The organism is Streptomyces sp. NPDC088197 (assembly GCF_044741185.1).
Lineage (GTDB): Bacteria > Actinomycetota > Actinomycetes > Streptomycetales > Streptomycetaceae > Actinacidiphila.
In genome coordinates, this window is record NZ_JBIUSD010000010.1 from 38,260 (window position 1) to 60,074 (window position 21,815).

Below are 21,815 nucleotides of genomic sequence, written 5' to 3' on the forward strand. Positions count from 1 at the left end.
AACGCCTTCGGACTACTTGTTGACGCAGTAGTTGCCGAAGGCCGGGTTGAGCAGACCGATCACGGAGACCGTGTTGCCGCACAGGTTCACCGGCACGTGCACGGGGATCTGGATCAGGTTGCCGGACAGCACACCGGGCGACTGCACAGCGGCGCCCTGGGCGCCGGAGTCGGCGACAGCCATGCCCGCACCCGCGAGCACGAGACCGCCGGTGACAGCCGCAGCGGCTACGACCTTCTTGATCATTTTCTTCCTCCTGATTGACAAGTGCGGTCCCAGCCGCGGACCACACACGTCGTAACGAAGCCGGAGGAATAGAGCTACGAAAGCACTGGATCATTCACTCGTCCCAGCGATCCGGGCCGCCCGTACTCGTACGGGCGGCCGAACCGTCAGCAGTTCTCGATGAAACGATCGAGCACCCGGACCCCGAACCGCAGGCCGTCCACCGGCACCCGCTCGTCAACACCGTGGAACATCCCGGCGAAGTCCAGCTCCGGCGGGAGCTGGAGCGGCGCGAAGCCGAAGCAGCGGATGCCCAGGTCGTCGAAGGACTTCGCGTCGGTGCCGCCGGAGAGCATGTACGGCACGGCGCGCGCGATCGGGTCCTCCGCCTTGAGGGCGAGCTGCATGGCGTCCACCAGAGAGCCGTCGAAGTCCGTCTCCAGCGCCTTGTCGGAGTGCACCGACTCGCGCTTGACGCGCGGGCCGAGGATCCGGTCGAGGTCGGCCAGGAACTCCTCCTCGTAGCCCGGCAGGAAGCGGCCGTCGACGTGGGCGGTGGCCTGGCCGGGGATCACGTTCACCTTGTAGCCCGCGCCGAGCATCGTCGGGGCCGCGGTGTTCCGCAGGGTCGTGCCGATCATCTTGGCGACGCCGCCGAGCTTGGCGAGCGTCGTCTCCATGTCCTCCGGGTCCAGCTCCACCCCGAAGGCGTCCGACAGCTCGTCGAGGAAGCCGCGGACGGACTTGGTGACGCGGACCGGGAACTCGTGCCTGCCGAGCCGCCCGACGGCCTCGCACAGCTCGGTGATCGCGTTGTCGTTGTTGGTCATCGAGCCGTGCCCCGCGGTGCCGTCCACCGTGAGCCGCATCCAGTGCATGCCCTTCTGGGCGGTCTCGATCAGGTACAGCCGCAGGTTCTCGTTGACGGTGAAGGAGAAGCCGCCGACCTCGCCGATCGCCTCCGTCACGCCCTCGAAGAGGTCGGGGTGCTTGTCGACCAGGTGCCGGGCGCCGTACACACCGCCCGCCTCCTCGTCCGCGACGAAGGCGAGCACGATGTCGCGCGGCGGCTTGCGCCCGCTGCGCAGCCGGTCGCGTACGACCGCCAGCGTCATCGCGTCCATGTCCTTCATGTCGACCGCGCCCCGGCCCCACACGCAGCCGTCGGCGATCTCGCCGGAGAACGGGTGGTGCGTCCAGTCGTCCGCGTTGGCCGGGACCACGTCGGTGTGCCCGTGGATCAGCAGCGCGGGCCGCGAGCGGTCCTCGCCCTCGATCCGCGCCACCGTGGACGCCCGGCCCTGGTGCGACTCGAAGATCCGCGGTTCGAGGCCCACCTCGGCGAGCTTCTCCGCGACGTACTCCGCCGCCGCCCGCTCCCCCGGCCCCGAGTGGTCGCCGTAGTTGCTGGTGTCGATCCGGATCAGCTCACTGCACAGGTCGACGACCTCGTCCTCGCCCGTGACCGTCCCGTTCTCCGCCCTGCCCGGCCCCGACTCGCTCACGCTGTCTCCTCGCTCGTTGCCTGCCGCGTCCGCCCACCACCCGGGCGACCGCGGCCGATGCCTCCCCCCATCCTCCCCCGACACCCCCACCCCGCCCAAGGCTCCCCTCCGGGCCCTCACCCCGGGCCCCGCGCACAGCCCCTTCGTCGGCCCCCTCGGCCCGCTCCGCGCCCGTGATCGACGTGACCGGATCTTTGCTATGGTTTACCTCGTCGCCACGGCCCATAGGCCGAGGTGACACACCCCGTCCGGGTGGCGGAATGGCAGACGCGCTAGCTTGAGGTGCTAGTGCCCTTTATCGGGCGTGGGGGTTCAAGTCCCCCCTCGGACACATTTTCTCTCCTTACAGGGCCGCCTTCGGGCGGCCCTTTTCGGTGTCCGGCGCGCGGGCTCCTGCGGTGTCCGGCGCGCGGTGGCCCCGTGGGGGTGGAGGGCCGGGCGGGGAGTCATCTCCACCCTTGGTTCCACCCCTGGGTCCAGGTGCTTCGTGCCTGGTCGCAGCAGTCTTGGGGGCATGACATCGACCGAGTGGATCACCGACATCGCTCTTCTCCTCGTCGTCTTCCGGCAACTGCGGGAAGGCCGACTCGACCTCAAGACCTTCCTGATCCCGCTGGGCATCGTGGCCTTCGTCGCGAACTCGTACCTGGACACCATTCCCACCGCGGGCAACGACCTGGTGCTCATCGGGGTGCTGATGAGCGTGGGCGCCGCGCTCGGCGTCGCCGGCGGCATCTACACCCGCGTCCGGACCGTCGGCGAGCACGTCCTGATCAAGGCCGGCGCCGTGTCGGCGATCTTGTGGGTCGTCGGCATGGGGGCGCGGATGGGCTTCCAGTTGTGGACCGAGCACGCGGGCGGCGCCCACCAGGTCGCCCAATTCAGCGTCGCCCACCACATCACCAGCGATCAGGCGTGGGTCGCGGCGTTCGTACTGATGGCGCTCACCGAAGTCGTGACGCGGCTCGCCACCATCTTCATACGGAGCCGGATGCAGATGACGCCGCGCACCGTGCCCGTCCTCAGCCGCAGGGCCTGACCGTGCGTTATGTTCTCCCCGTGCCCGCGACAGACAGCCCCCCGCCTCCCGGGAAGACCGTGGCCCAGGAGGCGGGGGCGCGGCAGGTGCCGGGACAGGACCCGTGGATGCAGTGGGCGATGACCCTCGGGGTCGTCGTCGCCGGAGTCCTGACGATCCGCCCCCTGGGCTTCAGCGGCCGGGGGCTGGTCGTCGCCGTCCTGCTCGTGATCAACTCGGCGGTGCTGCTGGCCCGGCGCCTGCCCGAGGACAGGATTCCCCAGGGCCTCGTGCTCCCGTGGCTGACGGTCGGCATCGCCGCGGCGGTCGCCCTGATCGGTGTCAGCCGCAGCGGTACGGGCTATCTCTTCGCCTTCTTCCTCGCCGGTCACATCGGATACCGGCTGGAGACCAGACCTGCTCTCGTCCTCGCCGGGATCTGCAGTCTGCTCTGCGGCGGGGTGCTGTACTTCCGTCTCGGTCCCGGCCACGACGAGTTGCCCTGGGTGCTCGGTCTGGCCACCGGCACTCCGGTGCTGGTGGGCATACTCAACCGCAGCCAGCGCCAGGCCGTACAGGCGGTGATCGCGGCGGCCGAGTCGGCGGAGCGCGCCGCGCGGGCCGAGGCGCGGACGGCCGCGCTGACCGAGCGCAGCCGGATCGCCCGGGACGTGCACGATGTGCTGGCGCACTCGCTGGCCGGGATCAACATGCAGTTGGAACTGGCCGACGCGCTGCTCGACACCGGGGACCTGGAGAAGGTCAGGGAGGCCAACGACAAGGCCCACGGTCTGGTGCGGGAGAGCCTCAAACAAGCGCAGTGGACGGTGCACGCGCTGCGCGAGGACTCGCTGCCACTGCTGGAGAGCCTGACGGCGATGCTGGAGTCGTCGGGGCACCGCGATGTCCTGACCGTCACCGGGACCGCCCGTGAGGTCCCGGCCCGGGTGGTCCAGAATCTCCTGCGTATCGCCCAGGAGTCGCTGACCAACGCCGCCCGGCACGCTCCCGGCGGCGATGTCGGTGTGGAGCTGACGTACGCCGCCGCGTCGATCACGCTGGCGGTGCGCAACGGCCCCGCCACGCGCGAGGTGAACGCGGTGGTCGGCAGCGGCATGGGGCTGATCGGAATGCGCGAACGCGTCGCCCTGCTGGGCGGGACGGTGACGGCGGGGCCGGTCACGGCCGGTCCCGACCAGGGCGGCTGGAAGGTGGAAGCAGTGATTCCGGTATGACCGAACCGACCGAGAGGCCGCGGCGGCTGAGGGTGGTCGTCGCGGACGACCAGGCCGCCGTACGGGAGCCGCTCGCCGCGGTGCTCGGGCTGTCCGAGGACATCGACGTCGTCGCGTCCGCCGCGGACGGGAGCCAGGTGCTGGCGGCTGTCGCCGCCGGGCCGGTGGACGTGGTGCTGATGGACCTGCGCATGCCGGTGATGGACGGGATCGAGGCGACCCGGCGGCTCGGCGAGGAGCACCCGGACGTGGCGGTGGTCGTACTGACCACCTTCGCCGACGACGACTCGATCCTCGGCGCGCTGAGCGCGGGCGCCCGCGGCTATCTGACGAAGAACGCGGGGCGCCAGGACATCATCCGGGCGATCCGTGCCGCCGCCGCGGGGCAGTCAGTGCTCGACCGCGAGGTGCAGAACCGGTTGCTCGCCTCCGTCAGGACCAAGGCCCCGATGGTGGGCCAGGCCCTGCCGGAGGACCTCACACCCCGCGAACGCGAAGTGCTCGCGCTGATCGGCCAGGGCCTGCCCAACCGCGGCATCGCCGAGAAGCTCTTCATCAGCGAGGCCACCGTCAAGACCCACATCAACAACCTCTTCGCCAAAGCCGCGATCCGCGACCGCGCCGACGCCGTCCGCCGCGCCATCGAAGCGGGCCTGACCTGACCCGGCCGGGGAGCCGGGGCTGGTGGGGCGGCGGGTGGGGGGACGGGGGGCCACTAGCATGTGGGCATGTGGGCGTATGTACCGGCGGTGCTGTTCTTTCTGGGGTTCTGTGTCGGAGTGCTGCGGGAGCGGCGTCGGTTCAGCAATGCGATTCTGCTCGGGCTTTCACCCGTCTTCGCGCTGGGTGCGTGGCTGTTTGACATAGGCAGGGAACACCCGACGTTGGGCAATGATCTCGGGGTGGCGCTGCTGACGCTCATGGCGGTGGGCGTGGTCGCCATGTCGTGGTTTCTGATTTCCAACGGCGTCGCCATGGTGCGGAAAGAGGGCAGAAGTCCGGCCAATCTGCTGTCCCTGCTGGCCGGGTTCGCGCTACTGGCGCTCATAGCGCTGTTGATCACCGCGGTGGTGATGCACACCCGCGCGCTGCTCGTGGTCGCGGGAACGGCCACCGTCCTCGCGGGATATGTCGTCTTCCTCTTCCTCTGTTTCATCGTCTACGGGTCGCTCTACGGATGGTTGACCGTCCGCCGCAAGACCGACTACGTCGTGGTTCTCGGCTCGGGGCTCATCGGCGGCACCAAGGTGCCGCCCCTGCTGGCGAGCCGCCTCGACCGGGCCCGTACGGTGCACCAAAGGCTCTCGTCGCGCGGCAGGCGGCCGGTGCTGCTCACCTCCGGCGGACAGGGCCCGGACGAGAAGCTGCCGGAGTCGCACGCGATGGCCGACTACCTTGTGGCGCAGGGTTTTCCGGCGGATCTGATCGAACGCGAGGACCGGTCGACGACCACCGAGGAGAATCTGCGCTTCAGCAAGTCCATCATGGAGCGGAACAAGGCGGACTACCGCTGTGTCGTCGTCACGAACAATTACCATGTCCTGCGCGCCGCGGTGACCGCGCGGCGGCTGGGCGTCAGAGGACATGTCGTGGGAGCGCCGACCGCCGCGTATTTCTGGCCGAGTGCGACCATTCGCGAATTCGTCGCGATGCTCATGACGTATTGGCGCACCAATCTCACCATCTGCCTCCTCGTTTTCGCGGGAGGCTTCTTCATCTGGTGGCTGAGCTGACCGCCGGACGGGCCCCGCGTCCGCGACGGCCGCTCGCCGGGCGGCTCGTCACCGCAGATTCAGCCGCTTCATGACCTGAGGGTCGAGGGCGCCCGCGCGGCGCCGGAAGGCCGAGACGGGCACGCGCCGCAGCTCGTTGGTCTCCAGATAGCTCTGCCGGCCCCGGGCGTCGTCGACGGTGCCCGCGGGAAGCGGTACGACTCCGGGCAGCTCCTCGTGGTGCTGAGAGGTGATCTTGGCGACCCGCGCGGTCCCGCCGCGCACCGAGACGACCAGGCAGGGACGGTCCTTCGAGCCGGCCGTGTCCTCGTACGGCACGTCCGCCCACCACACCTCGCCCCTGCGCGGCGCGGCACCGCCGCCGGACGCGCCGCCCGACCGCCGTACGGGGGTTTCTCCGCTACGCCGCACGCGCCCGGCCGCCACCACGGCGGCCACCAGCGCCACGACGACCACGGCGCCCAGGACGACCCACATCGGCGTGCTCATCGACTTCTCCTCTTCGTGTACGGGTGTGCGGACGAATGTACGGACGGCAGGACCGGCCGACACCTGCCCCGGTCGTGCGCCGCGACAGCGGTGAGTAGTGGCATGCTTGCGCTGTGGACACAGCGAAACTTGAACTGGCAGCGCACCGCTACGCCGAGGCCGAGGACGCCCTCCAGGCGGCGGCGATCGACCTCAAGGCCGAGAGCGCGGCGGTCCTCGCCAAGGGCGGCGACGAGCACGAGGTGGCGGACGCCGTCGGCCGCCCGCCCGAGGAGATCCGCGAGCTGTGAGCGCGCGCGACCTGTGAGCCGCGCGGTCCGCCTTCCGGCGCCGCTCAGACCTCGCGCCACCGCGCGTTGGCCCAGGAGAACAGCCCGAAGGCGATCAGGCCGACCGCGATGAGCACCAGCAGCCACGGGCCGACCGGCGTGTCGGCGAACGAGCGCAGCGTGTCGTCCATGCCCTTGGACTTGCCCGCCTGGTGCTTGACCGCCGCGGCCACGGCGAATCCGCCGGCCGTGGCGAACAGCACGCCTCGCGCGGTGCCGCCGAACATGCCGAGGAAGTCCACGGCTTGGCGCTGGCGCCGCGACATCTGGCCCATCTTCAGGTGCTTGTGGAACTTGCGCATGAGGGCACGGACCGCGATCCACACACCGACGCAGAAGACGGCGACACCGGCGACGGCGACGATCCACTGGCCGCCCGGCCAGTCGAGCACCTTGGCCGTCACGTCGTCGGTCCTCTTGTCGGTCGACCCGCTGCCGCTGCTCTTCTCACCGGCCGCGTAGGCGAGCACGGAGTACGAGACGAAGGCGTAGAAGACGCAGCGGCCCGCGGCCATCGCGCGCTTGGTGGGCTTGTCGCCGTCGGGTCCCGCCTGTCCGAAGGCCGCTTCCGACAGCCGCCACAGGGCCATTCCGGCCAGGGCTATGCCCAGCAACCACAACAGGACGTCCCCGAACGGCTTGTGCGCGATCTCGGCAAGCGCGCCGCCGCGGTCGGCCTGTTGGCCTCCGGCGTCGGAGAAGGCGATGCGCACCGCCAGTGCGCCCACCAGGATGTAGATCACCCCTCGGGCCGCGAACCCCGCGCGGCCCGCGACGGCGACCGCCTTGCTGTCGGCCGCGCGTCTGGCGTTGTGACGGCCCGTCGATGCTGCTGCTTGCGTCTTCACACAGGCCGACTTCCCCGATCGGCGGAGTTGAGGCACCCGCTATGGAACGACGTCCTTCGCGTCCCCCGAACCGTCCTGCGCGGGTAGCCCGACGCCGGGCGGCGGCGTACCGGTTGCCGTATCCGTCGCCGTACCGGTGGGCGAGGGCACGGTCGGCGGGTCGAACCTCACCTCGACGTGCTGGAAGCCCTTGAAGACCTCCGTGGCGGCGTACGAGGTGTACACCTCACGGTCCGCGCGGCTGAGCACCACATTGTCGGTGAACGGGGTGAGCAGGCTGCGCGGCCAGAGCCGCCGGGCCCGCACCGCCGCCACCTCCGCGGTGAGGACGAAGATCAGCGCGCCCAGGTAGATCCACGTGATCAGGCCGAGGACGATCCCGAACAGCCCGTACGTGGCGGTCGCCCCGCGCAGCTCGTGCCGGACGTAGTACGTGCCCGCCCACTGCACGAACTGCCAGGCCAGCGCGGCGGCCAGCGCCGTACCCGCCGAGGAGCGCAGCCGTACGGTGCCGACCGTGAAGTAGCGGTACGCGAACAGGAGCAGGCCGGTGTTGACGGCCGTGGACAGTACGGTCGCCGCGATCCGCAGCAGGACGACGGGGTGGACGCCGAACGCGCGGGCGTCCGACGCGAGCGAGGTCAGCGCGGTGGTGGCGGCCAGGCCCACGCCGAAGACCCCTACCACCAGCAGGCTGCGCAGCCGGGAGCGCAACGGGTTCGGCCGGTCGTGGCGCGGCACGGCCCAGATCTTCAGCAGGGTGTTCTGCGCGGCCTGGGCGACACCGAGCGCGCCGTACAGGCCGCCGATCACACCGGTGACGACCGCGAGCGTGTTGCCGTGGAACGACCGGATGTTCTCGCCGATCTGATCGCCGATCACCGGGAACTGGTGCAGGGCCGAGTCGACGACCTGCTTCTGGAAGTGCGCGTCGTTGTGCAGCAGGAAGCCGAGCACCGACACCAGGAGCAGCAGCACGGGGAAGACCGACAGGAAGGCGTAGTAGGCGATCAGCGCCGTGAGGTAGCCGCCCTGGTCCTCGCCGAATTTGTACACCACCGCCAGCGGCAGCCCGATCCAGGTGTGCTCGCGCTGATAGGCGTCGAATCTTCGGACCATGCCCACGATCGCCACCACTTCGTCGTCGTCGGGCCTGCCGCCGCACGTCACGCGGCTTGGTCCCTGTCACGGCGGTTTCCCCGTGAGCGCCGGTACAGACCACAGGTCAGGAGGCGGGCCGTGGAGGTGACCTTCGTCTCCTGCGGGTGACCGGTCCCTGACCTCCTGCGGTCCCCGCCCGCGGTCTCCGGTGCGCTGCGCGGTCACAGCCAGCCGCGCTCGCGGGCGAGGCGCGCCGCGACATGGCGGTTCTCGGCGCCGACCTTGGTGGCGGCGGACGACAGGTGGTTGCGTACGGTGCCGACCGAGAGCATCGCGCGGGCGGCGATGTCGGCGACGGGCGCCCCCTCCTCGGCCATGGCGAGCAGTTCCGCCTCGCGGGGCGTCAGCGGAGAGTCGCCCGCGGTGATGGCGTCGGCGGCCAGCTCCTGGTCGACGTAGCGTCCGCCGTCGTGCACGGTACGGATGATGCGGGCGAGCTGCTGCGCGGAGACGGTCTTGGGCACGAAGCCGCGCACGCCCGCGCTCAGCGCGCGCTTGAGGGCCCCGGCCCCGGCGTGGCTGGTCACGATCATCGTCGCGCAGTCGGGGAGTTCGGCGCGCAGGTGTTCCGCGACGCTGATTCCGTCGCCGCGCGGCATCTGGAGGTCGAGGACGGCGACGTCCGGCCGGTGGGCCCGTGCCATGGCGAGGGCCTCGTCACCGGAGCCCGCCTCGGCGGCGACGAGGATGTCGTCCTCCAGGGCGAGCAGCGAGGCGAGCGCTCCGCGGATGAGGTGCTCGTCGTCGGCGAGCAGGACCCTGATCATGGTGTTTCCTCCCACGGGATGGTCACGGTCAGGCGGAAGACGCCGGCGGAGCGTTCGCTGGTCGTGAGTGTGCCCTGAAGCTGCGTCAGACGCTCTTCGAGTCCGGCGAGACCGCTTCCGGCGGGTGTGGTCCCGTCCGCGGAGGCCGCGTCCGCCGTGCGGCTGCCCGCCGTGGTGGCGGGCCCGTGGCCGCCTCCCGCGCTCCCCGCGCGGTGGCCGCGCCCGCCCCGGTGGTCGCTGCCGTCGTTCTCCACGACCAGCGTGACAGCGCCCTCGCCGGTGTCGCGCAGGGACACCTCGCAGCGGGTGGCGTGCTGGGCGTGGCGCAGCACATTGGTGACGGCTTCGCGGATGACCCAGCCGAGCGCGGTCTGGATGTCGTCCGGGAGGCGGGCGGCGGGACCGTCGCTGATACGGCAGGGAATACCGGCGGCCTTCAGGACCTCGCGGGCCCCCGCGAGTTCGGTGTGCAGGTCCGCGGTGCGGTATCCGCGCACGACGGAACGGATCTCGCGCTGGCTGTCCTGCGCGATGCGCTGCACCTCGTACATCAGGTCGACGGCCTCGGGGCTGCCGCGTTCCGCGAGCTTCGATGCCAGTTCGCTCTTCAGGGCCACCACGGCGAGGTTGCGTCCGAGGATGTCGTGCAGGTCGCGGCCGAAGCGCAGGCGTTCCTCGGCCACGGCCAGGCGGGCCTGGGTCCCGCGGGCCGCGGCCAGCTCCTCGATCAGGAGCACGCTCCAGCCGGAGGCCCGCAGGGCGAGGGCCATGAACGGGACGAGGAACAGGGTCCCGCCGACGACCACCGCCAGCGACTCCCCGCGCAGTCCGGTCGCGAAGACGGCGACCAGCGAGCCCAGCGTGACGGCCGAGACCAGGGCCGTACCCGCCCGCAGGGACAGCGCCAGCATGGGCGGGCCCGCGTAGAACATCATCAGCCACAGCACGTACGGCGCGAGGTCCTTCCCCTCGACGCAATCGTTCGCCTGCAACACGCAGCCGACCGCGACGGCGGCGACCGTGACGGCGGTGTAGAGGGCGGCCAGCAGGTACGGCCGGGGCGCCAGGCCGATGTAGGCGCGGAGCCCGGCGCGGGAGAGCAGTGCCTGGACGACGACGTGGGCAGCGCCCAGGACCGCGACCGCGATCCAGAGCGGGCCCACGTCGTTCGTGACGACCCACAGCGTCCACAGGCCCGCCTCGAACAGGGCGAAGCAGGAGAGGGAGTTCAGGGTGTAGCGACGGTAGCGGTCCGTGCCGTGCCGGTGGCCGAGCCACTCCACCCAGCTCTGCACGCTCGCCAGCCCGGCCGTTCCCGTGGGTCCCGTCGTGGTCCCTGTGGTTCCCGCAGTCACCGTCGCCCCTTCGTCCCTTCGTCCTTCGAGCCCTTGAGTTCTTCGAGTCCTACGTGTCCGGCGCCGTGCGCGCCCGGCCTTCTCGTCGGCCGCGCGGGCGCCCAGCGCCGAGGCTCGGCGCTCAGAGCCGACGCCCGGCGCTCAGTGCCGAGGCTCCCAACGGAACCACTTCCGCACGCCGAGCACGGCCACGCCGATCCACACCAGCGCCGTGAGAGTGAGCCGGAGCTGGTCCGTCCCGTCCACATTCCCCGTCCAGCCGCCGCGCAACAGGTCCATGACCGGGGTGAACGGCAGGAACGCGCCGATGCGCGCCACCGTGTCCGGCAGGGTGTCGCGGGGCAGGAACATCCCGGAACCGGCCATGCTCACCAGCATGAACGGCAGAAAGGTCAGTTGGGCGCTCTCAGCCGTCTGGGTGAAGGCGGCGGTGAGCGCGGCGCCCACGACCAGCAGCACGATACCGAGGAGCAGGCCGAGGACCAGCAGGTGAGGTGCCTCGGGGGCGGGCATGTCGAGCAGGACGGCGAGTCCGACGCCGAGCAGCAGGGACTGCACGACCGCCATCAGGACCGCGGGCAGCGCGCCGCCGGTCAGGATCTCGGCGTCGCGGACCTCTCCCGAGCGGAGCCGCTTGAGGACAAGGCCCTCGCGGCGGGTGACGTACACGCCGACCATGTTGGTGTAGATCGCGAAGAACAGCGCCATGCCGAGGGCGCCCGGCACCAGCACGGTGGCGACGGACAGGCCGGTGCCGCCCAGGTCCAGGCTCTTCACGGCGCTGCGCATCGACACGGCGATGACACCGGGCAGGACGAGGGCCGTCATGAGGGCGGCCTTGCTGCGGACCAGCAGGATCAGTTCCGCGCGGCCGAGCGCGGCCAGGCGTTCGGTGCTCTTACGGGACCGGCGCGCGGTGTCCGTGGGCGCGGTGGTCGTCGTGGTCGCGGAGGTCATCGCGTCGTCTCCTGGCGGTCGTCGGCCCGGTGGTCGGCTCGGCGGTCGGATCGCTGCTCTGTGCGGTCGCCGCCACGATGCTCGTCCGGGTGCTCGTCCCGGTGGTCGAGCTCTTTGGCGATGTGCATGAACGCCTCTTCCAGTGACGCGGAACGGACGTCGAGGCTGGTCAGTTCGACGCCCTGGTCACGGGCCCAGCACAGCAGCTCGGTGGTGGTGTGCTGGAGGTCGCGGGTCTCCAGGCGCATCTTCTGCCCGGTGACCTCGTGTGCGGTGACGCCGATCGACCGCAGCGGCGGCAGGTCGGCGGGGAAGCGGCCCCAGGGCAGTTCGAAGGTGATCCGCGCGGGCCGCTCGGCGACCACGTCCGCGACGCGTCCGGTACTGGCGATCCGGCCCGCGTGCATGATGGCCAGCCGGTCCGCCAACTGCTCCGCCTCTTCGAGGTAGTGCGTGGTGAGCAGCACCGTGGTGCCCTGCCGCTTCAGCTCTCCGATCAGCTCCCAGGTGTCGTGCCGGGACTGGGCGTCGAGACCGGTGGTGGGCTCGTCGAGGAAGAGCACCTCCGGGCGTCCGAGCAGCGCGAGCGTGAGGTCGAGGCGGCGCCGCTCGCCGCCGGAGAGCTGCTTGACCCGCACCCCGCGCCGCTGCTCCAGCCGCGTCAGCTCCAGGGCCTCCGCCACGGGCCGGGCGCCGCTGGTGCAGCCCGCCCACATGTCGACGGTCTCCGCGACGGTCAGCTCGGTGGGGAAGCCGCCCTCCTGGAGCATCACTCCGATGCGGGGCCGCACCGCGGCACGCTCGCGGTAGGGGTCGGCGTCCAGCACCCGTACGGTTCCCGCGCTGGCGGGCGCCTGCCCCTCCAGGATCTCCAGCGTCGAGGTCTTGCCCGCGCCGTTCGTCCCCAGCAGGGCGAACAGCTCGCCCCGCCCCACGCTGATGTCGACGCCGCGTACGGCCTCGAAGCCGCTGTAGCTCCGCCGCAAGCCGGTGGTTTCGATGACTGTGTCCATGACTCAAGGCTGTCCGCCCGTCGGCGCTTCGGGCCGTGTGGTCTGTCATGACTGTTCATGACGAATGTCATGGGCGGGGACCGCCCCGGACCGGGCGGGGCCGCCGCGCCGTAAATCGCTCCGGGTGTCGTCCCCGCCCGTGCGAGGATGCCGCCATGCGGTCACGGCTGCCCCTCGGGGAGAAGTTGCGGGACGAGTTGGGGACGCCCCGGCGGGGCCGCCGGCTGGGGAGCAGTCCGCGCTCGCGGGTGTGGCGGGCCGAGCTGGCCGGAACTCCCGTGGTGGTCAAGCAACTTGTCGACGCGCCCGAGGCCGACGAGAGGTACGCCCGCGAGGTGGCCGCGCTGCGGCTCGCGGGCCGGGTCGATCCGCCGGTCGTGCCGACGCTGCTGGGCACCGACGCGCGGGAGCGGGTGCTGGTGCTGGAGTACGTGGAGCACCGGCCGCCGCGCGAGGAGTGGATCGTCGACTACGCCGGAGCACTGGCCCGGCTCCACGCGGCGACCAACGGCGATGCGGACGACGGGGACGACGGCGACGGCAGCGACGGCAGCGACGGCAGCGACGGCTCGGACGTACTCCCCGCCTGGTCGGGCCCGGCGCACACGGACGTCGACTCCTTCCTCGCCCTCGCCCAGGCCCTCGGCGTCGCCGTACCGCCCGCCGTACGCGGCGAGTTGGACGACCTCGTGGACCGTACGTCACGGGCGCGGGGCCGCGCTCTGCTGCACGGCGACCCGTGCCCCGGCAACGACATGCACACCGACGACGGCGTCAGATTCATCGACTTCGAGCAGGCCGCGTTGGGCGACGGAATCGTCGAACTCGCCTATCTGCGCGTCGGTTTCCCGACCTGCTGGTGCGTCACCGCCCCCGCTCCCCCGCTGCTGGAAGCGGCGGAGGCCGCGTACCGCGACGCCTGGCGCCGGGCGACGGGCTCGGACGTCCCGGGTGATCTCACCGACGCCTGCGCCGGTTGGCTGCTGCGCGGTGACGCGCTGGTGCAGCGGGCCGAGCGCGGGACCACCGACCGCCTGGCCCTGATTCCCCACCAGGACTGGGAGTGGGGCACGGTGACGGCCCGTCAGCGACTGGTCCACCGGCTCGGCGTCGTCGGCCGCGTGACCGCCCAAGAGGGCCGCCTGCCGGCTCTCGGCCGTCTGGCCCCCGCGATGCGCGAAGTGATGCTCACCCGCTGGCCCGCCCTTCAACCGCCGCCCGCCCGCAGGCCGTAGAGCAACGGCTCGCGCGCCGCCGGGACGCCGACGGGCCCGCCCGGCGCCGGTCGCTGCGCACGGCGACCGACTTCGCCGTGCCGACGAGGGCCCCCGCTCCCTCGTCGCCGTTATCGGTCCGGCCGTGGGGTCAGGCTGTCGCGGAGGGCTCCGGGGCGTCCTGGGGGAGGGTGACGGCCAGGGCCGCGAGGACGCCGCCGTCGACCGGGATGTCCGTGCCGGTGACGAATCCGGCGCGGGTGCCGGCCAGGAAGGCGATCACCTCGGCGACCTCGCGGGGCTGGGCTATGCGCCCTATCGGGTGGCTGCGGCCCCACTCCCCGAGCAGTCGCCGCACCCCTTCGTCGCTGCCGTCGCTGAACCGTGCCGCCGAGTGGCGCAGCATCGGGGTGTCGACGGAGCCGGGGCAGACCGCGTTGACCCGTACCCCGAAGGGGGCCTCGTCCACGGCCATCGACCGGACCAGCGCGTTCAGCGCGCCCTTCGCCGCCGCGTAGGCGGCCACGTTGGACTGCGCGGCGCGCGACTGCACGGACGAGACCACGACGACGGAGCCGCCGGAGGCGCTGCGCCGCAGGTGGGGCAGGGCGGCGCGGGCGGTCAGGAACACTCCCTTGACGTTGACGGCGAACACCTCGTCCCAGGTCTTCTCGTCGGTGTCGGCGACCGTTCCGTAGCGCTGGATGCCCGCGGAGGTCACCAGCACGTCGAGACCGCCGTACTCGCTCACGGTCCGCGCCACCGCCGCGGCGACCGCGTCGGGGTCCGAGACGTCCGCGACGACGGGCAGCGCCCGGCCGCCCGCCTCCGCGATGGCCGCGGCCGTCTTCTCCGTGTCGTCGGCGTCCACACCGCAGACGGCGACAGCGGCGCCCGACGCGGCCAGCAGTTCCGCGGCGGCGCGGCCGATACCGCTCGATCCGCCCGTGACCAGCGCGACGCGACCGGCGTGTTCCTCACTCATACGTTCCCTCTCCAGTCCCACGGTGTTCGCCAACCGGAGCGCCTGCGCGGCCGGATGACCGAAAACTGTTGCCGTCCGAGCTTGCTGCCGACGGCAGGCCCTTGTCGTCAGCCCAACGGCATAGTGCAGAAATTGGCGCCGACGCGGAAGTTGCGGTCGGCCGCCGGGTCGAAGTCCGCGGGACCGAAGGACCCGCACTCCAGGAGCGCGGCCAGGTGGTCCTCGGCGTCGTCCCGCGGGTGGTAGCCGATGGCCTCCCCTTCCGCGAGGGACCACCACCGGCGGGTGTTGCGGGAGATGCCCCACAGCATCCGGAATCCGGCGGGCTCCGCGCGCAGACACGCCTCCACCAGCCGGGCCGCGTCGTCCGGCGACAGCCAGGCGGCCAGGTCCTCAGGAGCGAGCGGGCGCGGCCGGAAGGCGCCGATCCGCAGACAGGTGACGTCGATGCCGAAGCGGCTCCGGTAGAGCGCGCCGAGCGCCTCCACCGCGGCCTTCCCCGCGCCGTAGAACGTATCGGGGCGCGGTGCGATGTCCGCGGGCAGATCGGCGCGCTCAGCGGCCGGGGCCCCTGCGGCAGCGCCCTCCTCCCGTACGGGTACGGCGTCGTCCCGCGTACGGAATCCCGCCGCGTGGATGCTGGAGGCGAGCACCACCCGCGGCACGCCCTGGCGGCGCACGGCCTCCAGTACCCGTTGCGTGCCGTCGATGTTGATCTCCCGGATGCGCTCCCAGGGCGCCTCCCCGGCCAGTCCCCCGAGGTGGAGCACGGCGTCGACACCCTGGCAGGCGGCGTCGATCGCGTCCGGGTCGGTGAACGAGGCGCGTACGGTCTCCACGGCCTCGCCCGACGCCGGCGGCTCGATCTCGGCGATGTCCAGGAGCCGGAGCGTGCGTCCCGGCCGCGCCATGCGCGGGCGCAGCGCCCGGCCGACGCGGCCCGCGGCCCCGGTGATCAGGATGCGCTGCGCCGTCACCATGTCCGCTCCAACGGGTCCATATCGTGCGGGAGTCGGGCGGGCGGGCGCTGTTCGTCGTAGGGCCGCGGGGTCGCGCAGGCGGGGGCGTACGGCGGCTGGTTGTAGGCGTGGTGGCGGCGGAAGGCGACGTCGACCGGCGGATTCCAGTGCCGCCAACTGCCGGGGTCGGTGTCGACGGGGGGCGACATGGGGCCGGTACCGTTTCCGTTCTCGGCGGCCACCGCGTACTCCAGGACGGGCGCCTGCCCCGGCCTCCCGCCGCCGCGAGCACCGTCCGACCCGCGCGGATCGCCGGTCGCCGGTACGACACCGGGCACGCGGTCGACGTACGCGAAGGCCGTGCCCGCGAAGACCTCGCGGAAGCCGGCCTCGCCCTTGCGCCGCTGGTACAGCCGGTACCGTCCTGCGCCCAGCACCTCGCCCCAACTGACGCTCACCGCGCCGTCGTTGAGTCTGACCTTCAGGCCGTCCGGCGGCTCCGGCACCCGGCCGGACGCGTAGACCGGGTAGTCGGCGCCGGGAGGGCCCTGCCGGTCGGTGTTCCGCGCGGCGACCCTGACGTGGTACTTCACGCCGTCGGACAGTCCGCTCAGGAGTCCGGGGCTGTCGGCGGCGGCGACGGCCGGTGCCCAGGTCAGACCGCCGTCCGTGCTGAGTTCGAGCAGGTAGGAGTCGGCCGCGGCGACGGCGGTGAAGTGCACGACGGCGCCGCCGGGGACGGTCTCGGTACGGATCACCCGCGGCGGCGCCGGTTCCGGGCGGCGCGCGGTCAACTCCCATGCGTGGCGGCCCCGTGGGAGCGCCAGCCGCACGGTGTCGTGCGTCCGGCCGAGCGGGCGCAGCGGTGCGCCGTCCACGGAGAAGTCCGCCGCGGCGTCGAGCCCGGCGGGCAGGCGCAGGGTGATCCCGGTGTCCGTCTGCGCGTCGTACGTGCCGCGCAGCTCCGTGGGGTGGAGGTAGCCGAGGCTGATGCCCAGGTCGCGGTCCTCGGTGGTCAGCAGGACGTCCGCCGTGCCGATGGCGCTGCCGTGAAAGAGCGTCAGTTCGCGGCGTCCGCTGTCGAAGAGCCGGATCGTGCCCGCCGTCCCCGTGAACCGCAGCCCGTCCTCGGCGAATTCGACGGCGGCCGGTTCGCAGGGCCTCGCGGACTGGTGCCGGAAGACGAGGTCGAGGCTGTGCGGGGTGCGGATCCTGGCGCCCCAGGGCGTGTCGGCGGCCGGGTCGACCACGAGGTCGTCGCGGTGGCTGACGACCGCGAGCGTGTTGCCGTTTGCCCCGTCGGCGCGGCCTTCGAGGCGTACGCCGTGCGTGACGTCGGTGGCGAAGGCGCCTCCGAGCGCGCCGGCCTCCCGCACCGCGCCGCCCCGGCCCGCCGCGCCGCCTTCTCCCACCGTGCCGTCCTCGCGCACCCCGCGCACGAGGTGGATGAACGGCATCCGCTCGGGCAGGTGGGGGTAGCTGTTGGCGTCGTGCCCGGTGGCCTCGGTGAGCACCGACCAGGTCCACACCATGCGCTGGTTGGGCGCGAAGGAGTCGTAGGTGACCAGGTAGTCGGTGCCGACGAGCAGCACGCTGCGGCCGAGGTACAGGTCGCCGACCGGGCCGTCGGGATCGGGGACGATCTCCGCGTACTGCGCGCCGCCGAGGTCGTACATCGGCCGGTCGAGGGTGTGGCAGCCGATACCGCGGAAGGCGCCGTCCTTCCAGACCGCACAGGAGGTCGCGAAGGTCGCGTCGGGCACGCGGCGGTCCCCGGCGTCCTCGGGACCGTGACCGCTGTAGGAGGCGCCCGCCGCGTAGTAGTAGAGGTGGCCGCTCCCGTTGTCGTCGGCGATGCCCCAGCGGTAGTTGGGGCCGCGGTCCACCTGCTGGAGGAAGACCGCGACCTCGCCCGGCCGGTCGACGTCGGCGCGCAGGGTGATCCCGTATCCGGTGTATTTGGCGCTGCGCAGGCGGGGGTTGGTGCCAGGGTTGCCCTCGGTGCGCACGGTGACGCGCCAGGGGTCGGGTGCGTCGTGCGGGCTGTCCAGGCGCCGGGCGGCGGGGTCGCTGCCCCACAGCAGGTGTTCGGCGACCAGCGGGCGGTAGCGGTGCAGGGTCTCGCCGAGCAGCCGCATCTCGATGGGAGGGCGGCGCGGCCAGTAGGCGTGCGCTCCCTGCGCGGGGTGCAGCCGACGCAGCTCGCCGGTGCCGGTGACGTCGACCGGCGCGGTCAGCGCGTTGACCAACCAGTCGCCGAGGGCGGCGAGTTCGGGGGTGACGGCCCGGTTGCGGCCGTCGGCCTCCCGGGCCAGGTGGTTGCCCTGGCCGAGGGGCCGCAGATACGCCCACACGTACGTGGCCAGGCTCTCGGTCCACCGGCCGGGCCGTGCGCGGCGGGAGGGCAGCGCCGGGCGGGTGTGGAACACACCGGTCAGCTCGGCGAACCGCTCGAACTGGTCCAGCCACTCCCCCGCCGCCTCGTGCTCGGGGTAGAGCCAGGCCAGGCAGGCCAGCGCCGCCTTGCCGTCGGCCATGAAGTTGGGGTGCCCGCCCGCCATCCGCAGCAGCGGGCCGATCTCCTCGCCCGCCGAGACGTATCCGGTCAGCAGGAGCAGGGCGTCCACGCGTTCGCGCTCGGCGGCGTCGAGCTGTCCGGCGAACCGGTCGTAGCCGTCCAGCAGCCGGTCGTAGAGCGGGCGTTGGCCGATGTTGAGGTAGCCCGCGACGTCGTTGACCCCGTGGGCGATCAGCCGGGGTCCCTCGGGGCCGGTCAGCAGGGCGTCGGCGAATTCCCGCGCGCTGCCGAACTCCCCTTCCCCGCACAGCGGTTCCGGCCGCTTGCCGGTATAGGTGAGCGTCCAGTCCTTGACCCGGTCGAGGCTGAGCGTGCCCTGCCAGTGCTGGAGATGGCGTACGTACGTGGACTGGTACGCCGTCGACCGCTGCGCGCGCAGCACCTCCAGGTCGCGCTCGTGGTCGTAGAAGGCGATACCGGTGCTGCGGGTGCCGGTGCGCAGCGGCCAGGTCCAGCGCAGGACGCCGTCGTGGCGGAAGTGGACGCGGAGGGTGTCCGCCGACGCCCACGAGGAGTACGTACGGTCGTCCCACCGGGCGTGGTCGCGGACGAACACGCCCATGGCGTCGCGCTGTTCCGCGTCCCAGAAGGCGGCGTGCGGCCGGATGTCCCACGCGAAGCTCGGGGCGTAGGGGCCGACGGTGAAGGCCATGTCGGTCTCGGGGTGCTCCCTGCCGCCCGGCCCGGAGAAGGACGGGTCCTCGCCGCAGTCGCCGACGACGACGGGCTCGTCGATGCCGAGCCAGTGGTACAGCTCGGGCGAACCGGGGTCGGCGTGGTCGGCGGCGGACTGCGAGAACGGCCAGGCGGAGGAGAACCGGTGGGTGGGCGTGCAGCCCTCCCAGTGCAGCTCCCACGCCATGGCCGTCGTCGCCGTCGTCGTCGCAGTAGTGGTGGTCGCCGTTTCGTCCAACGACACCATCTCCTCGGACAGTTCGAGGAAGTCGCAGTCCCGCAGCACCCGGACGGTGGCGGTGTAGCGCGCGCCGCCGGTGAAGACGTACGTGAGGACGTGGGTCGCGAACAGCGGTCCCGCCTCGGTCAGTTGCACGTCGAGGTGGTCCAGCCGCCCGTCGCCGCAGCGCAGTACGGACCTGCCGACCCAGCCGTGCCCGCGGTCGAGCTGCCGGACCGGCCCTGGTATGGCCCCGGCGGCGAACCGGCCGGCGGACGGCAGCCGGACCCGCAGGGCTCCGCCGTCGACCACGATGCCGTCGCCGTCCTCGATGACCTCGACCGGCCCCGTGCCCCGTGCCGGCGGCAGCGTCTCGTCCGCCCGCAGGGTGAACTCATGGCGGGCGCCGGGCGCGAGGTCGGCGAAGAAGCAGACGGTGGCCGACGTCAGGAACGCGTCGTCGCCCTCCGAGTCCGTGGTCGTCTCGGCGAGTTGGAAGGGCACCGGCGCGCCGGACGCGTCGAGCAGCCGCAGTCGCCCGGCGCGTATCGAGGGCGCCGCCCACCGCACCGGGTAGTGCAGCAGGGTCCGGGGCCAGGCGAAGTCGGGGTGGACGAGGGGGTCACTGAGCGCGAACCTCACCTCGTCGCCGTCCGCCGGCCAGTGCGTGACGGCGGGCGTCACGATCCCCCTCCCACTTCGGCGCCCCCGGCGCCCGACGAGCCGGGCGCGACACCCTGCGTGCCGAAGGCCGCGCCGCCCGCGACACCTTCGACGAGGTAGCGCTGGAGCAGGATGAACAGCAGCATGATGGGCGCCGCGACGATGAAGGTGCCCGCGGCGATCAGCGGCCAGTTCTGCGAGTACTCGCCGAAGAACGAGTACAGCCCCCGGGTGACCGGCCACAGCGCGGAGTCCGACAGCATCACCAGCGGCAGGATCAGGTTGTTCCAGGCGTGCACGAAGCCGAAGATCGCGAACGTGGCCAGGGCCGGTTTCATCTGCGGAATGATGATGGTGAAGATGAACCGGATGTAGCCGCAGCCGTCGAGCGCCGCCGCCTCGTCGATCTCGCGCGGGATGCCCTTGATGTAGCCGACGAAGAAGAAGAACCCGGCGCCGGACAGGCTGGTCAGGATCAGGTAGCCGGCCATGCTGTTGTACAGGCCCAGCGTCCTGGCCTCGATGAACAGCGGGATCAGGCCGCCGGGCAGGAAGCCGGAGAAGATGAAGAAGGTGTACAGCCCGTTGGAGTACTTGAAGTAGCCACGGGAGATGGGGAAGGCCAGGAAGACGCCGAGGATCAGCGTGACGACGTCGGGGATGACCGCGTAGACAAGGCTGTTGATCATCTGCCGTCCGAAGTGCCCCTGGTTCCAGGCCGCCGAGAAGCTCTCGGTGGTCCACGGATGCGGCATCCCGGTGGGGTTCTGGAGGAATCCGGTGTACGTCTTGAACGCCTGGAGCAGGACGTAGACCAGCGGCAGGGCGAACAGACCGGCCGCGATGGCGAAGCACAGCAGGTTCAGCCCCGCCGCCTTGGTCGTCCTGGCGGACATCAGCCGCTGGAGCCGGGTGGGGGCCGCGGGGGTCCTCGGCGCTGACGACGGCGACGCGCCGGCCGCCCGGGCGGTCGTCACAGCGAGACCTCCCGCCTGCGCAGGCCGTACAGCAGGACGCCGCCGATCGCGACGGTCAGCACGAACTGGATCATCGCCAGCATCGAGCCGTAGCCGAGTTGGCTGTCACTGCCGAACGCGGACTGGAACATGTACAACCCCAGGGTCTTGGTGCCGAAGTTGCCCGCGGTGAGCACCATGATCAGCGCGTACTCGCCCAGCGTGGCCATGGCGGTGAGGAAGACGTTCACGGTGGTGGCCGGGGCCAGTAGCGGCCACGTCACATGCCGGAACACCCGGAACCGCCCCGCGCCGTCCATCGCCGCGGCCTCGTACACCGAGCGCGGGATGTTCCGCAGTCCCGCGATGTAGATGAGCATCGAGTAGCCGGAGAACATCCAGACGTTCACCATCATCACCAGCCACAGCGCCAGTGAACTCGACCCGAGGAAGGCGGAGTCGACGCCGAACAGGCCGTGCACGACCTTCTCCACCGGCCCCGAGTACGGGTCGAGCATGAGGGAGAAGACCGCGCCGACCACGGTGACGGAGAAGATCTGCGGCATGAAGATCAGCGCGCGGTAGAAGGTCAGGGAGCGGCCCGGCCGGTTGAGCAGCAGGGCCAGTCCGAGCCCGATCGCGTTCTGGAGCACGGTCACGCCGATGACATAGATCAGCGTGACCCGTACGGCGCTCCACAGTTGGGTGGACAGCGACGTGAACGCCGCGTCGTAGTTGCACAGTCCGCAGAAGTTGAGCGGCGTGCCCGGGAGCCCGGAGTACCTGGTGAAGGAGTATCCGATGGTGGCCAGGGACGGGTAGAGCCCGAACAGCAGCCAGCCCGCTCCCGGAATCGCGATGCTGGCCCAGGGAATGAACCGCCGCGTCCGTTGGGTTCCGAAGGGACAGCGTGCCACGCCGCGCCTCCTT

20 protein-coding genes and 1 tRNA gene are annotated in these 21,815 nt (G+C 71.7%); 7 read left to right on the forward strand and 14 right to left on the reverse strand.

All coding sequences use genetic code 11. The annotated features are described in order from the left end of the window. Positions 1 to 12: 12 nt before the first annotated feature. Positions 13 to 246: a chaplin ChpH gene (gene chpH, locus ACIOC1_RS23490; protein ID WP_355333084.1), complete on the reverse strand. Its 234-nt coding sequence runs from the start codon at positions 244 to 246 to the stop codon at positions 13 to 15. A gap of 146 nt (positions 247 to 392) precedes the next feature. Then, entirely contained in the window at positions 393 to 1,730 is a 1,338-nt protein-coding gene (locus ACIOC1_RS23495) for a M20/M25/M40 family metallo-hydrolase (RefSeq protein ID WP_355333086.1), read from the reverse strand. A 246-nt stretch (positions 1,731 to 1,976) separates the two neighbouring features. Between ACIOC1_RS23495 and ACIOC1_RS23500 the strand changes: the two genes are divergently transcribed. The 5 genes from ACIOC1_RS23500 to ACIOC1_RS23520 all read left to right on the forward strand — a co-directional run bounded on the left by ACIOC1_RS23500 (position 1,977) and on the right by ACIOC1_RS23520 (position 5,716). Next, positions 1,977 to 2,061 (forward strand) — tRNA-Leu (locus ACIOC1_RS23500). Positions 2,062 to 2,244: 183 nt separating this feature from the next. Continuing rightward, on the forward strand, positions 2,245 to 2,769 hold the full coding sequence (locus ACIOC1_RS23505; RefSeq protein WP_391048280.1) for a hypothetical protein: 525 nt from the start codon (positions 2,245 to 2,247) through the stop codon (positions 2,767 to 2,769). A 107-nt stretch (positions 2,770 to 2,876) separates the two neighbouring features. Next, complete coding sequence (locus ACIOC1_RS23510) at positions 2,877 to 3,983, forward strand: histidine kinase (RefSeq protein WP_391048654.1); 1,107 nt, start codon at positions 2,877 to 2,879, stop codon at positions 3,981 to 3,983. Next, entirely contained in the window at positions 3,980 to 4,645 is a 666-nt protein-coding gene (locus tag ACIOC1_RS23515) for a response regulator transcription factor (RefSeq protein WP_355333091.1), read from the forward strand. The genes ACIOC1_RS23510 and ACIOC1_RS23515 overlap by 4 nt, the downstream gene beginning before the upstream one ends. Positions 4,646 to 4,711: 66 nt before the next feature. Continuing rightward, on the forward strand, positions 4,712 to 5,716 hold the full coding sequence (locus tag ACIOC1_RS23520; protein ID WP_355333093.1) for a YdcF family protein: 1,005 nt from the start codon (positions 4,712 to 4,714) through the stop codon (positions 5,714 to 5,716). Positions 5,717 to 5,764: 48 nt separating this feature from the next. On the opposite strand, the gene ACIOC1_RS23525 is transcribed toward ACIOC1_RS23520, so the two are convergent. Continuing rightward, positions 5,765 to 6,205, reverse strand: coding sequence for a type II toxin-antitoxin system PemK/MazF family toxin (locus ACIOC1_RS23525; protein ID WP_355333095.1), 441 nt, complete (start codon positions 6,203 to 6,205; stop codon positions 5,765 to 5,767). Between the two features lie 113 nt (positions 6,206 to 6,318). Here ACIOC1_RS23525 and ACIOC1_RS23530 point away from each other — a divergent pair, with 113 nt between their 5' ends. Next, positions 6,319 to 6,495, forward strand: coding sequence for a hypothetical protein (locus ACIOC1_RS23530; protein ID WP_355333097.1), 177 nt, complete (start codon positions 6,319 to 6,321; stop codon positions 6,493 to 6,495). Between the two features lie 44 nt (positions 6,496 to 6,539). Here the strand turns inward: ACIOC1_RS23530 and ACIOC1_RS23535 are convergent, their stop codons facing one another. From ACIOC1_RS23535 to ACIOC1_RS23560, 6 genes are all read right to left on the reverse strand, one after another. Next, positions 6,540 to 7,382 carry a DUF1206 domain-containing protein gene (locus ACIOC1_RS23535; protein WP_355333099.1) on the reverse strand — a complete coding sequence of 281 codons (843 nt, stop codon included), beginning with the start codon at positions 7,380 to 7,382 and terminating at the stop codon, positions 6,540 to 6,542. A 39-nt stretch (positions 7,383 to 7,421) separates the two neighbouring features. Further along, positions 7,422 to 8,552, reverse strand: a complete 1,131-nt coding sequence (locus tag ACIOC1_RS23540; RefSeq protein WP_391048284.1) for a YhjD/YihY/BrkB family envelope integrity protein — start codon at positions 8,550 to 8,552, stop codon at positions 7,422 to 7,424. 152 nt (positions 8,553 to 8,704) lie between these two features. Beyond that, positions 8,705 to 9,310 (reverse strand): response regulator transcription factor, encoded by a 606-nt coding sequence (locus ACIOC1_RS23545; protein WP_355333104.1) that lies wholly within the window; start codon positions 9,308 to 9,310, stop codon positions 8,705 to 8,707. After that, entirely contained in the window at positions 9,307 to 10,665 is a 1,359-nt protein-coding gene (locus tag ACIOC1_RS23550; RefSeq protein ID WP_401856256.1) for a sensor histidine kinase, read from the reverse strand. The genes ACIOC1_RS23545 and ACIOC1_RS23550 overlap by 4 nt, the downstream gene beginning before the upstream one ends. A 141-nt stretch (positions 10,666 to 10,806) precedes the next feature. After that, the gene (locus tag ACIOC1_RS23555) at positions 10,807 to 11,622 is read right to left on the reverse strand and encodes an ABC transporter permease (RefSeq protein WP_355333109.1); all 816 of its coding nucleotides are present in this window, start codon (positions 11,620 to 11,622) and stop codon (positions 10,807 to 10,809) included. Next, complete coding sequence (locus ACIOC1_RS23560) at positions 11,619 to 12,635, reverse strand: ABC transporter ATP-binding protein (protein WP_401856257.1); 1,017 nt, start codon at positions 12,633 to 12,635, stop codon at positions 11,619 to 11,621. The genes ACIOC1_RS23555 and ACIOC1_RS23560 overlap by 4 nt, the downstream gene beginning before the upstream one ends. 155 nt (positions 12,636 to 12,790) lie before the next feature. Here ACIOC1_RS23560 and ACIOC1_RS23565 point away from each other — a divergent pair, with 155 nt between their 5' ends. Next, the gene (locus ACIOC1_RS23565) at positions 12,791 to 13,870 is read left to right on the forward strand and encodes a phosphotransferase family protein (protein WP_401856258.1); all 1,080 of its coding nucleotides are present in this window, start codon (positions 12,791 to 12,793) and stop codon (positions 13,868 to 13,870) included. 130 nt (positions 13,871 to 14,000) lie between these two features. Here the strand turns inward: ACIOC1_RS23565 and ACIOC1_RS23570 are convergent, their stop codons facing one another. The 5 genes from ACIOC1_RS23570 to ACIOC1_RS23590 all read right to left on the reverse strand — a co-directional run bounded on the left by ACIOC1_RS23570 (position 14,001) and on the right by ACIOC1_RS23590 (position 21,802). Further along, positions 14,001 to 14,834, reverse strand: a complete 834-nt coding sequence (locus tag ACIOC1_RS23570) for a glucose 1-dehydrogenase (RefSeq protein ID WP_355333115.1) — start codon at positions 14,832 to 14,834, stop codon at positions 14,001 to 14,003. Positions 14,835 to 14,941: 107 nt separating this feature from the next. Further along, positions 14,942 to 15,814, reverse strand: a complete 873-nt coding sequence (locus ACIOC1_RS23575) for an NAD-dependent epimerase/dehydratase family protein (protein ID WP_401721079.1) — start codon at positions 15,812 to 15,814, stop codon at positions 14,942 to 14,944. Continuing rightward, positions 15,808 to 19,950, reverse strand: coding sequence for a hypothetical protein (locus ACIOC1_RS23580; protein WP_401856259.1), 4,143 nt, complete (start codon positions 19,948 to 19,950; stop codon positions 15,808 to 15,810). The genes ACIOC1_RS23575 and ACIOC1_RS23580 overlap by 7 nt, the downstream gene beginning before the upstream one ends. Next, on the reverse strand, positions 19,947 to 20,906 hold the full coding sequence (locus ACIOC1_RS23585) for an ABC transporter permease subunit (RefSeq protein ID WP_391161104.1): 960 nt from the start codon (positions 20,904 to 20,906) through the stop codon (positions 19,947 to 19,949). Before ACIOC1_RS23585 ends, ACIOC1_RS23580 begins: the two co-directional genes overlap by 4 nt. Next, positions 20,903 to 21,802, reverse strand: coding sequence for a sugar ABC transporter permease (locus ACIOC1_RS23590; protein ID WP_355333125.1), 900 nt, complete (start codon positions 21,800 to 21,802; stop codon positions 20,903 to 20,905). The genes ACIOC1_RS23585 and ACIOC1_RS23590 overlap by 4 nt, the downstream gene beginning before the upstream one ends. Between the last annotated feature and the right edge of the window lie 13 nt (positions 21,803 to 21,815).

Excerpts from the sequence above, each read along its gene's own strand:
- ACIOC1_RS23560 (WP_401856257.1), bottom strand. The coding sequence starts at position 12,635 with ATGGACACAGTCATCGAAACCACCGGCTTGCGGCGGAGCTACAGCGGC.
- ACIOC1_RS23565 (WP_401856258.1), top strand. The coding sequence starts at position 12,791 with ATGCGGTCACGGCTGCCCCTCGGGGAGAAGTTGCGGGACGAGTTGGGG.
- ACIOC1_RS23555 (WP_355333109.1), bottom strand. The coding sequence starts at position 11,622 with ATGACCTCCGCGACCACGACGACCACCGCGCCCACGGACACCGCGCGC.
- ACIOC1_RS23545 (WP_355333104.1), bottom strand. The coding sequence starts at position 9,310 with ATGATCAGGGTCCTGCTCGCCGACGACGAGCACCTCATCCGCGGAGCG.
- chpH (WP_355333084.1), bottom strand. The coding sequence starts at position 246 with ATGATCAAGAAGGTCGTAGCCGCTGCGGCTGTCACCGGCGGTCTCGTG.
- ACIOC1_RS23525 (WP_355333095.1), bottom strand. The coding sequence starts at position 6,205 with ATGAGCACGCCGATGTGGGTCGTCCTGGGCGCCGTGGTCGTCGTGGCG.
- ACIOC1_RS23510 (WP_391048654.1), top strand. The coding sequence starts at position 2,877 with ATGCAGTGGGCGATGACCCTCGGGGTCGTCGTCGCCGGAGTCCTGACG.
- ACIOC1_RS23575 (WP_401721079.1), bottom strand. The coding sequence starts at position 15,814 with ATGGTGACGGCGCAGCGCATCCTGATCACCGGGGCCGCGGGCCGCGTC.
- ACIOC1_RS23520 (WP_355333093.1), top strand. The coding sequence starts at position 4,712 with ATGTGGGCGTATGTACCGGCGGTGCTGTTCTTTCTGGGGTTCTGTGTC.
- ACIOC1_RS23505 (WP_391048280.1), top strand. The coding sequence starts at position 2,245 with ATGACATCGACCGAGTGGATCACCGACATCGCTCTTCTCCTCGTCGTC.
- ACIOC1_RS23515 (WP_355333091.1), top strand. The coding sequence starts at position 3,980 with ATGACCGAACCGACCGAGAGGCCGCGGCGGCTGAGGGTGGTCGTCGCG.
- ACIOC1_RS23570 (WP_355333115.1), bottom strand. The coding sequence starts at position 14,834 with ATGAGTGAGGAACACGCCGGTCGCGTCGCGCTGGTCACGGGCGGATCG.